The sequence below is a fragment of the Micromonospora inaquosa genome (genome assembly GCF_003857055.1).
GTDB lineage: Bacteria > Actinomycetota > Actinomycetes > Mycobacteriales > Micromonosporaceae > Micromonospora > Micromonospora inaquosa.
Genome location: NZ_QGSZ01000393.1, coordinates 36,865 through 46,562 on the forward strand (window position 1 = coordinate 36,865; position 9,698 = coordinate 46,562).

Annotated in this window: 9 protein-coding genes; all 9 read left to right on the forward strand. The window is 72.3% G+C overall.

The genetic code is table 11. The annotated features are described in order from the left end of the window. Positions 1-181: 181 nt before the first annotated feature. The 9 genes from DLJ59_RS35130 (at position 182) to DLJ59_RS35170 (ending at position 9,462) form a co-directional block, all read left to right on the forward strand. Positions 182-1,456 (forward strand): adenosylmethionine--8-amino-7-oxononanoate transaminase, encoded by a 1,275-nt coding sequence (locus DLJ59_RS35130; RefSeq protein ID WP_124778409.1) that lies wholly within the window; start codon positions 182-184, stop codon positions 1,454-1,456. A 73-nt stretch (positions 1,457-1,529) separates the two neighbouring features. After that, a complete protein-coding gene (gene pyrF, locus DLJ59_RS35135) occupies positions 1,530-2,366 on the forward strand; it encodes an orotidine-5'-phosphate decarboxylase (RefSeq protein WP_124778410.1) in 837 nt (278 codons plus the stop codon). Positions 2,367-2,543: 177 nt separating this feature from the next. Further along, a complete protein-coding gene (gene mihF, locus DLJ59_RS35140; RefSeq protein WP_030335662.1) occupies positions 2,544-2,861 on the forward strand; it encodes an integration host factor, actinobacterial type in 318 nt (105 codons plus the stop codon). 25 nt (positions 2,862-2,886) lie between these two features. Further along, the gene (locus DLJ59_RS35145; RefSeq protein ID WP_124778411.1) at positions 2,887-3,420 is read left to right on the forward strand and encodes a nucleoside/nucleotide kinase family protein; all 534 of its coding nucleotides are present in this window, start codon (positions 2,887-2,889) and stop codon (positions 3,418-3,420) included. A gap of 64 nt (positions 3,421-3,484) precedes the next feature. Beyond that, the gene (gene rpoZ / locus DLJ59_RS35150; protein ID WP_030335666.1) at positions 3,485-3,748 is read left to right on the forward strand and encodes a DNA-directed RNA polymerase subunit omega; all 264 of its coding nucleotides are present in this window, start codon (positions 3,485-3,487) and stop codon (positions 3,746-3,748) included. Between the two features lie 14 nt (positions 3,749-3,762). After that, a complete protein-coding gene (gene coaBC, locus DLJ59_RS35155; protein ID WP_124778412.1) occupies positions 3,763-4,971 on the forward strand; it encodes a bifunctional phosphopantothenoylcysteine decarboxylase/phosphopantothenate--cysteine ligase CoaBC in 1,209 nt (402 codons plus the stop codon). A gap of 87 nt (positions 4,972-5,058) precedes the next feature. Continuing rightward, positions 5,059-6,252 carry a methionine adenosyltransferase gene (gene metK, locus DLJ59_RS35160; protein WP_124778413.1) on the forward strand — a complete coding sequence of 398 codons (1,194 nt, stop codon included), beginning with the start codon at positions 5,059-5,061 and terminating at the stop codon, positions 6,250-6,252. Then, the gene (locus tag DLJ59_RS35165) at positions 6,249-8,222 is read left to right on the forward strand and encodes a primosomal protein N' (RefSeq protein ID WP_124778414.1); all 1,974 of its coding nucleotides are present in this window, start codon (positions 6,249-6,251) and stop codon (positions 8,220-8,222) included. Before metK ends, DLJ59_RS35165 begins: the two co-directional genes overlap by 4 nt. Positions 8,223-8,478: 256 nt before the next feature. Next, positions 8,479-9,462 carry an AAA family ATPase gene (locus tag DLJ59_RS35170; RefSeq protein ID WP_124778415.1) on the forward strand — a complete coding sequence of 328 codons (984 nt, stop codon included), beginning with the start codon at positions 8,479-8,481 and terminating at the stop codon, positions 9,460-9,462. The last annotated feature ends 236 nt before the right edge of the window (positions 9,463-9,698 follow it).

Here is a 9,698-nt window from a genome sequence, read left to right on the forward strand (position 1 = left end):
CTTTGCTCTGCACCCCCCGGTGCGCCACAGCTCCGTACCCCGGGGTGTGCCACCCGGTGGCCGTCGGTCGGGCGCCGGGGTGGTGCATCCACGGGTGCAGAGCAAAGGCGGGCGGGGGAGTGATTCGGCCTGGCCGCAGGACGTGCACGTCCGGACCGTTCGTGCCGGGAATGGAGTACGCGTGACACCCGAGGAGATTCTGGCCGCGGACCGGGCCCACGTCTGGCACCCGTACGCCGCGCTGCCGCCAGCGAACCCGCCGTATGTGGTGCAGAGCGCCGAGGGCGTACGGCTGCGGCTGGCCGACGGGCGGGAACTGGTGGACGGGATGTCGTCCTGGTGGGCGGCGATCCACGGGTACCGGCACCCGGTGCTGGACGCGGCGGTGACCGACCAGCTCGGTCGGATGAGCCACGTGATGTTCGGCGGGCTCACCCACGAGCCGGCGGTGCGGCTCGCCCAGACGCTTGTCGAGCTGGCCCCGGACGGTCTGGAGCACGTGTTCCTGGCCGACTCCGGCTCGGTCAGCGTCGAGGTGGCGGTGAAGATGTGCCTGCAGTATCAGCGGGCCGTCGGCCGGCCCCAGCGGCGCCGGCTGGCGACCTGGCGGGGCGGCTACCACGGCGACACGTTCCACCCGATGAGCGTCTGCGACCCGGAGGGCGGAATGCACCACCTGTGGGGCGACGTGCTGCCCCGGCAGGTGTTCGCCCCGGTGCCGCCGGGTGGCTTCACCGATCCGCCCGACGACGCGTACGTGGCGGCGTTGGTGGAGACGGTCGAGCGGCACGCCGACGAGCTGGCCGCCGTGATCGTCGAGCCCGTCGTCCAGGGCGCCGGCGGGATGCGCTTCCACCACCCGGGTTACCTGCGGGTGCTGCGTGAGGTGACCCGCGCGCACGGGATTCTGCTGATCTTCGACGAGATCGCCACCGGCTTCGGTCGTACCGGTGAGATGTTCGCCGCCGAGCACGCCGGGGTGACGCCGGACGTGCTGTGCGTGGGCAAGGCGCTGACCGGCGGGTACCTGACCCTCGCGGCGACCCTGTGCACCCCGGAGGTCGCCCAGGGCATCTCGGCGACCGGCGTGCTGGCGCACGGGCCCACGTTCATGGGCAACCCGCTGGCCTGCGCGGTGGCGAACGCCTCCATCGGGCTGCTGCGGGCCGGAGACTGGGCCGGCCAGGTCGGCAGGGTCGGCGCCGGCCTGCGCGCCGGCCTGGAGCCGCTGCGTGGCACGCCGGGCGTGGCCGACGTACGGGTGCTCGGTGCGATCGGCGTGGTCCAGCTCGATCACGAGGTCGACCTCGCCGCGGCCACCGCGGCCGCGGTGGCCCAGGGGGTGTGGCTGCGTCCGTTCCGCGACCTGATCTACACGATGCCGCCGTACGTCACCGACGACGTCGACGTGGCCCGGATCGCGACCGGGGTGGCGGCGGCGGTGGCGGCTGGCTGAGTCGGCCCGGCCAACCGGGTCGACGGTTACCCGGGCGGGGCAGCCGTCCGGACGAGAAGAGGGGAACACTCCGATGGAGAGCTTCGGTACCCGGCTGCACCGGGCGATCACCGAGCGGGGCCCACTGTGTGTGGGTATCGACCCGCATCCCGGTCTGCTGGCCCACTGGGGCCTTCCGGACGACGTGCGGGGACTCGACCGGTTCAGCCGAACCGTCGTCGAAGCGCTCGGTGACCGGGTTGCGGTAGTCAAGCCTCAGTCGGCCTTTTTCGAGCGGTTCGGGTCCCGAGGTGTGGCCATTCTTGAGTCAACTATCCGACAGTTACGGGATGCCGGCTCGCTCGTTCTGCTCGACGTCAAGCGTGGCGACATCGGCTCGACGGTGAGCGCGTACGCTGCCGCGTACCTCGACCCATCTAGCCCTGTCTATGTCGATGCGGTCACCGCGAGCCCCTACCTCGGGGTCGGCTCGCTGGCGCCGATGTTCGAGTTGGCCGCCGAGCACGGAGGCGGGGTGTTCGTACTGGCCCTCACCTCCAACCCCGAGGGCGCGGCCGTGCAGCGGGCCGTCACGGCCGACGGCCGTACCGTGGCGCAGACCGTGATCGACGAGATTTCCCAGCTCAACAGGGGTGCAACCCCACTCGGGAGCTTCGGTCTGGTGGTCGGCGCGACCATCGGCGACACCGGTCACGACCTGTCCGGGGTGGGGGGCCCACTGCTCGCTCCGGGCCTCGGCGCGCAGGGTGCCGGCGCAGCCGATCTGCGTACCGTCTTCGGTTCGAGCCTCGCCTCGGTGCTCCCGTCGTACTCCCGGGAAGTGCTCTCGGCAGGCCCCGATGTGGCCGCGCTGCGGGCCGCCGCGGACCGCGTGTTGGTCGACTGTCGGGCCGTCCTGCCTGCCCGGTGACTGACTGACGGGTCGGTCACTCTACGGTGATCATGCGGCCCCACGTTGCCGAAAGCTCCGTTGGCCGCTAGTTTTCCCCGCGCTGGGAACCATGGACCCCTTGGTTCACAGCGACACCACGTTTCACAGATGCGGCGGTGCGCCCCGCCCGCCGCGATAGGGACCTGAGGAGAACTGGTGCCGCTCCCGTCACTGACCCCCGAACAACGCGCTGCCGCGCTCGAGAAGGCCGCGGAGATCCGCAAGGCCCGTGCTCAGCTGAAGGAGCAGCTCAAGCAGGGCAAGACCACCCTCGGTGCCGTGCTTGAGCGTGCCGAGAGCGACGACGTCGTCGGCAAGCTCAAGGTGTCGGCCGTCTTGCAGGCCATGCCGGGCATCGGCAAGATCCGGGCTACCCAGATCATGGAGAAGCTCAAGATCGCCGACAGCCGTCGCCTGCGTGGCCTCGGCGAGCAGCAGCGCAAGGCATTGCTTGGAGAGTTCGCCGCCAACTGAACCTGGCAGCGTGTAGAAACAAGCAGTGAGCACGGATGACGAGGCGCGCCCGGCGGCTCGGCTCACTGTCCTGGCTGGACCTTCGGGTTCCGGCAGGGAGAGTGTCGTCGAGCTCGTCCGGGCGCGTTCTCCGTCCGTGTGGATCCCGGTCGCGGCAACCACCAGGCCGCGCCGGGAGGCGGAGATCGACGGGGTGGACCGCGTCTTCCTCGCCCCCGCCGAGTTCGATCGCCGAATCGTCGATGGCGAGCTGCTGGAGTGGTCCCGGATCGGTTCACACCGCCGGGGCACCCCGTACCCGCCGCTGCGCGCCCGGCTCGACGCCGGGCAGCCGGTGCTGCTTCCACTCGACCTGCGCGGTGCCCCACTGGTCCGCGCGCGCCTGCCGGATGTCCGGCTGGTGCTGCTGAGCCCACCCGGGTACGTGCCGGACGCCACGCTGGCCGTCACCGTCGAGCACACGCTGACCCACGACCACACCGAACGGGTGGTTGAAGAGCTGGTAGGCTTACTCGGTTCTTCTTATCCGGATCCGGCCTGGTCACGCGTGCGTGGCTGACGGCCGGCCGCCGTTGAGACTCAGCACCGCGTCCGCGCGGCTCGAAAGACGCAGAGGTTAATTCGTGGGATCCATCGCCAACCCCGAAGGCATCACCAACCCGCCGATCGACGAGCTCCTCGAGAAGACGACGTCGAAGTACGCGCTGGTCATCTTCGCCGCCAAGCGCGCGCGCCAGGTGAACGCCTACTACAGCCAGCTCGGTGAGGGTCTGCTGGAGTACGTCGGCCCGCTCGTCGAGACCACCCCGCAGGAGAAGCCCCTCTCGATCGCCATGCGCGAGATCAACTCGGGCCTGCTCACCGCCGAGCCGACCGACCAGCCGTAAGCCCCCGCTGGCCGATGTCCGCCTCGATCGTCCTCGGGGTCGGTGGCGGCATCGCCGCCTACAAGGCGTGCGAGCTGCTGCGACTCTTCACCGAATCCGGCCACCGCGTTCGGGTCGTGCCAACCGCGTCGGCGCTCCGGTTCGTCGGAGCGCCGACCTGGGCCGCGCTCTCCGGTCAACCCGTCGCCGACGACGTCTGGACCGACGTCCACGAGGTGCCGCACGTCCGGCTCGGTAAGCAGGCCGACCTGGTGGTGGTCGCGCCGACCACCACCGATCTGCTCGCCAAGGCCGCGCACGGCCTCGCCGACGACCTGCTGACCAACACCCTGCTGACCGCCCGCTGCCCGGTCCTGCTGGCCCCGGCCATGCACACCGAGATGTGGGAGCACCCGGCCACCGTGGCCAACGTCGCGACGCTGCGCTCCCGGGGGGTGCGGGTCATCGAGCCCGCCGTCGGCCGGCTCACCGGCGCCGACACGGGCAAGGGGCGGCTGCCCGACCCGGCGGAGATCTTCGCCGTCGCCGTTCGGCTCCTGGCCCGTGGTGACTCCGCCCCCGCCGACCTGGCCGGTCGCCGGGTGGTCGTCACCGCCGGCGGCACCCGCGAGCCCCTCGACCCGGTCCGCTTCCTGGGCAACCGCTCGTCCGGCAAGCAGGGGTACGCGTTCGCCCGCGCGGCGGTCGCCCGCGGCGCCCGGGTCACAGTGATCGCGGCCAACGTCGGCCTCGCCGACCCGGCCGGCGTCGACCTGATCCGGGTGGGCACCACCGCCGAGCTGCGGGAGGCGACGGTCAAGGCCGCCGTCGAGGCCGACGCGGTGGTGATGGCGGCGGCTCCGGCCGATTTCCGACCCGCGACGTACGCGCCTGGCAAAATCAAGAAGTCGGACGACGGCGTCGCGCCCACCATCGAGCTCGTCACGAACCCGGACATCGCGGCGGAGCTCGGCCAGCGCAAACGACCGGAGCAGGTGCTGGTGGTGTTCGCCGCCGAGACCGGCGATGCCGAGGCCAACGGCCGGGCGAAACTCGCCCGGAAGCGGGCCGACCTGATCGTGGTCAACGAGGTCGGTCCGGACCTGGTCTTCGGCGCCGACACCAACACGGTGACGGTCATCGGCGCGGACGGTTCGGTCAGCCGGCTGCCCGAGCAGGCCAAGGAAGCGGTGGCCGACGCCGTCTGGGATCTCGTCGTGGCGCGGCTGCCAGGCCACTCCTGACGGGTGGAACAGGGCGTGACCGATCCCGACACCGGCCGCAGTGGTGATTAGACTGCCGCGGAACGACCTCACACGCTTAGGAGTGCCGTGACACGCCGTCTCTTCACGTCCGAATCGGTCACGGAAGGCCACCCGGACAAGATCGCTGACCAGATCAGCGATGGCATCCTCGACGCGCTGCTGACCGAGGATCCCCACAGCCGCGTGGCGGTGGAGACCATGATCACCACCGGTCAGGTGCACATCGCCGGTGAGGTGACCACCAAGGCGTACGCCGACATCCCGACGATCGTCCGCCGGACCATCCTCGACATCGGTTACGACTCGTCGAAGAAGGGTTTCGACGGCGCCTCCTGCGGGGTCAGCGTCTCCATCGGCGCGCAGTCCGAGGACATCGCGCAGGGTGTGGACAACGCCTTCGAGCTGCGGACCGGTGCGTCGGAGAGCGCGCTGGACGCGCAGGGCGCCGGCGACCAGGGCATGATGTTCGGCTTCGCCTGCTCGGAGACGCCCGAGTTGATGCCGCTGCCGATCGCGCTGGCGCATCGGCTGGCCCGCCGCCTCTCGGCGGTGCGCAAGGACGGCACGATCCCGTACCTGCGGCCGGACGGCAAGACCCAGGTCACCATCGAGTACGAGGGGCTGCGCCCGGTCCGGCTGAACACCGTTGTCGTGTCCAGCCAGCACGCCGCCGACATCTCGCTGGACTCGCTGCTCACCCCGGACGTGCGCGACCACGTGATCGCCCCGGAGTTGGAGAGCCTCGGCCTGGACACCGACGGCTACCGGCTGCTGGTCAACCCGACCGGCCGGTTCGAGATCGGCGGCCCGATGGGTGACGCCGGGCTGACCGGCCGCAAGATCATCGTCGACACCTACGGTGGGTACGCCCGCCACGGCGGCGGCGCGTTCTCCGGCAAGGACCCGTCCAAGGTGGACCGCTCGGCCGCGTACGCGATGCGCTGGGTGGCCAAGAACGTGGTCGCCGCCGGCCTGGCCGAGCGGTGCGAGGCGCAGGTCGCCTACGCCATCGGCAAGGCGCACCCGGTGAGCCTCTTCATCGAGACGTTCGGCACCGAGACCGTGCCCGTCGCCTCGATCGAGAAGGCTGTCAGCGAGGTGTTCGACCTGCGTCCGGCCGCGATCATCCGGGACCTCAACCTGCTCCGCCCGATCTACCAGCAGACCGCCGCGTACGGCCACTTCGGCCGGGAACTGCCGGATCTGACCTGGGAGAGCACTGACCGGGCCGCCGACCTCAAGTCGGCCGCGGGAGCCTGACCACCACCAAGCGCAGCGACCGGCGACCCGCGGATGGGTCGCCGGTCGCGCGCGTCTGCGTGGATGTTCCGCTGGCGCACCTGGACCGGCCGTTCGACTACCTGGTGCCGGCGGAGCTGGACGAGGTGGCGGTGCCCGGTACCCGGGTGAAGGTGCGCTTCGCCGGGCAACTCGTCGACGGGTGGTTGCTGTCACGCGCCGATGACTCCGGGCACACCGGCCGCCTCGCGTACCTGGAGAAGGTGGTCTCGCCGGAGCCGGTGCTGGCCCCCGAGGTCGCCCGGCTGGCCCGGGCGGTCGCCGACCGCTACGCAGGCAGCCTCGCCGACGTGCTCCGGCTCGCCGTGCCACCCCGGCACGCGCGGGTGGAGAAGGAGCCCCGCGACGACCAGCCCACCCCGGCCGCACCCACCGAGGCGGTCGACCCGCGCGGGTGGCGCGACTACCCGACCGGCCCGGCCCTGCTGCGCGCGCTCACCGACGGTCGGGCGCCCCGGGCGGTCTGGTCGGCGCTGCCCGCTGAGGACTGGGCGGCCCGCTACGCCGACGCGGTGGCGGCCACCGTCGCCGGTGGGCGCGGCGCGGTGGTCGTGGTGCCCGACGCGCGTGACCTCGACCGCCTCGACGCCGCCCTCACCAACGTGCTCGGCCCGGGGCGGCACGTCACCCTTTCCGCCGCCCTCGGTCCGGCCCGGCGGTACCGGGCGTTCCTCGCCGCCCGCCGGGGCGAGGTGCCGGTGGTGATCGGCACCCGGGCGGCGATGTTCGCCCCGGTGGCCCGGCTCGGCCTGGTCGCTATCTGGGACGACGGTGACGATCTGCACTCCGAGCCCCGGGCGCCCTACCCGCACGCTCGCGACGTGCTGCTCACCCGCGTGCAGCTCGCCGAGGCGGGCGCGCTGGTCGGCGGGTACGCCCGTACGGCCGAGGGGCAGCTGCTGGTGGAGACCGGCTGGGCTCGGGAGGTGGTCGCCGACCGGAGCACCGTGCGGGCGCGGATCCCGGCCATCGCGCCGACCGGGGACGACCCTCAACTGGCCCGTGACCCCGGGGCCGCCACCGCCCGACTGCCCAGCCTGGCCTGGACGGCTGCCCGCGACGCGCTCCGCCAGGACCTGCCGGTGCTGGTGCAGGTGCCCCGACGCGGCTACCTGCCGTCGATCTCCTGCGCCGAGTGCCGCACTCCGGCCCGCTGCGCGCACTGTGCCGGCCCGCTCGCGCTGCCCTCGGCCGGCGGCACCCCGGTCTGCCGGTGGTGCGCCCGGGTGGCGGCGGCGTACGCCTGCCCGCAGTGCGGTGGGCGGCGGCTGCGGGCCGCGGTGACGGGCGCCCGGCGGACCGCCGAGGAGCTGGGCCGGGCGTTCCCGGGCGTCTCGGTGCGCACGTCGGGGCGCGAGGAGGTGCTGACCGACGTGCCCGGTGGCGCCGCCCTGGTGGTGGCCACCCCGGGCGCCGAACCGGTCGCCGAGGGTGGCTACGGGGCGGTGCTGCTGCTCGACTCGTGGGCTCTGCTGACCCGGGCCGACCTGCGCGCCGGCGAGGAGGCGCTGCGCCGCTGGATGGCGGCGGCGGCCCTGGCCCGGCCGGCGCCGGCCGGTCGGGTGGTGGTGGTCGCCGACGGCGCGCTCGCCCCCGTGCAGGCACTGCTGCGCTGGGACGCCGGCTGGTTCGCCGGCCGGGAGTTGGCCGAGCGCCGCGAGCTGGGTTTCCCCCCGGCGGTACGGATGGCGAGTGTCACCGGCGCGGCCGAGGCGGTGGCGGACCTGCTGGCCGCGGCTCGACTGCCGAACGACGCCGAGGTGCTCGGGCCGGTGCCGGCCGAGGAGGGTCGGGAGCGGATGTTGGTGCGGGTGCCCCGGGCCCGGGCGGCCGCGCTCGCCGAGGCGTTGCACTCGGCCGCTGGCGCTCGGGCCGCCCGCAAGGCCGCCGATCCGGTTCGTCTCCAGGTCGATCCGCTGAGCCTGTTCTGAGGAGTTTCGGCCGGTGCCGACGGTGGCTGGCCTGGCCGGCTGCGGTTGCCCTCGCACACCGCGTCCGGCAAAGCGGTGGCATCCGAGTGGTAGCATCGCCCGTCATGCCGAGGCGTACGACGGGCTCCAGGTCGCGAGGGAGCGTCAACCGCGCCGAGCCGGAGTCGCCGCGGGATGGCGCGACGATGACGGAAACGCGTCCGTCGGGCGCGAGGTCGATGATGTCAATGAGCCGGTGATCAGGGGTGGACCAATCGTGACCGTTGGACAATCGATCGTCTTCAACGGCGACCTCGGCAGCGGCAAGAGCACCGTGTCGGTCGAGATCGCCAAGCGGCTCGGTATGCGCCGGGTCAGTGTGGGGGACCTCTACCGGGAGATGGCGCAGCAGCGGCAGATGACCGCTTTGCAGCTCAACCTGCACGCCGAGCTCGACCAGGCTGTCGACGGCTACGTCGACCAGCTCCAGCGGGACATCGCCGCCTCCGGTGAGCGCCTCATCATGGACTCCCGGCTGGCCTGGCACTTCTTCACCGACGCGCTCAAGGTGCACATGATCACCGAGCCGGGTGAGGCGGCCCGCCGGGTGCTCGCCCGACCGTCCGGGCCGGCGGAGAGCTACGCCTCCCTGGAGGAGGCCAAGGCCAAGCTCCGTGAGCGCAGCGCGAGCGAGCGGAGCCGGTTCATCATCCGTTACGGGGTGGACAAGGCCCGGCTGCGCAACTATGACCTGATCTGCGACACCACGCGGGCGTCCGCCGCCGAGGTGATCGAGCACATCGTGGCCGCGTACGAGGGCACCCTGGGCGCGGAGGTGCTGCGTGACGCGCCGCCGCTGCTGCTGCTGGACCCGGCCCGGGTCTACCCGACGGAGGACATCGCCACCCTGCGGGGTCTGTGGGACACCGACTTCGTCGGTGGGGTGGCCGAGGCCGGTGACGAGGCCCTCGAACCGCTGAAGATCGGGTTCACCGGCGAGTACTTCTTCGTCGTCGACGGTCACCGCCGCCTCAGCGCTGCTCTGCAGAACGGGTTCTCCCTGGTCCCGGCCCAGTTGGTCGCCGAGGTCGACGAGCCGGTCGTGGGTGGGATGACCGCGATCGACTACTTCGCCGCCCAGGTGCGCCCCGGCCTGATCTACGACTGGGAGGCGGCTCACAAGATCCAACTGCCGCTGCCCGAGCCCGAGTTGCTCCGTGGCGACGCGGTGCTCGCGGGTGACCCGGGCGCCAACGCCTGAGCCCTGGCCACCGTTGTCGGACCCGGCGGTGCCTGAGCGCTCGGCGTCGACGGCGCGGGCCAGTCGCCGCACCGGCGGCACCAGCAGCAGCAACCCTTACCGCACGACGGCGAGGGCTGCCGGAGGGCTGCCGCACCGGGATGATGGAACCTCCGACGCATCGACGGGGGGCATCGTCTGCGATCAGGACCTCGTCGCGGTCCCGCTGGTGGGGCGGGAGTTATCCGGTTGGGGTG

What these genes read in the sequence shown, in the direction of transcription:
- pyrF (WP_124778410.1), top strand. Translation starts at nt 1,530, where the DNA reads ATGGAGAGCTTCGGTACCCGGCTGCACCGGGCGATCACCGAGCGGGGC.
- coaBC (WP_124778412.1), top strand. Translation starts at nt 3,763, where the DNA reads ATGTCCGCCTCGATCGTCCTCGGGGTCGGTGGCGGCATCGCCGCCTAC.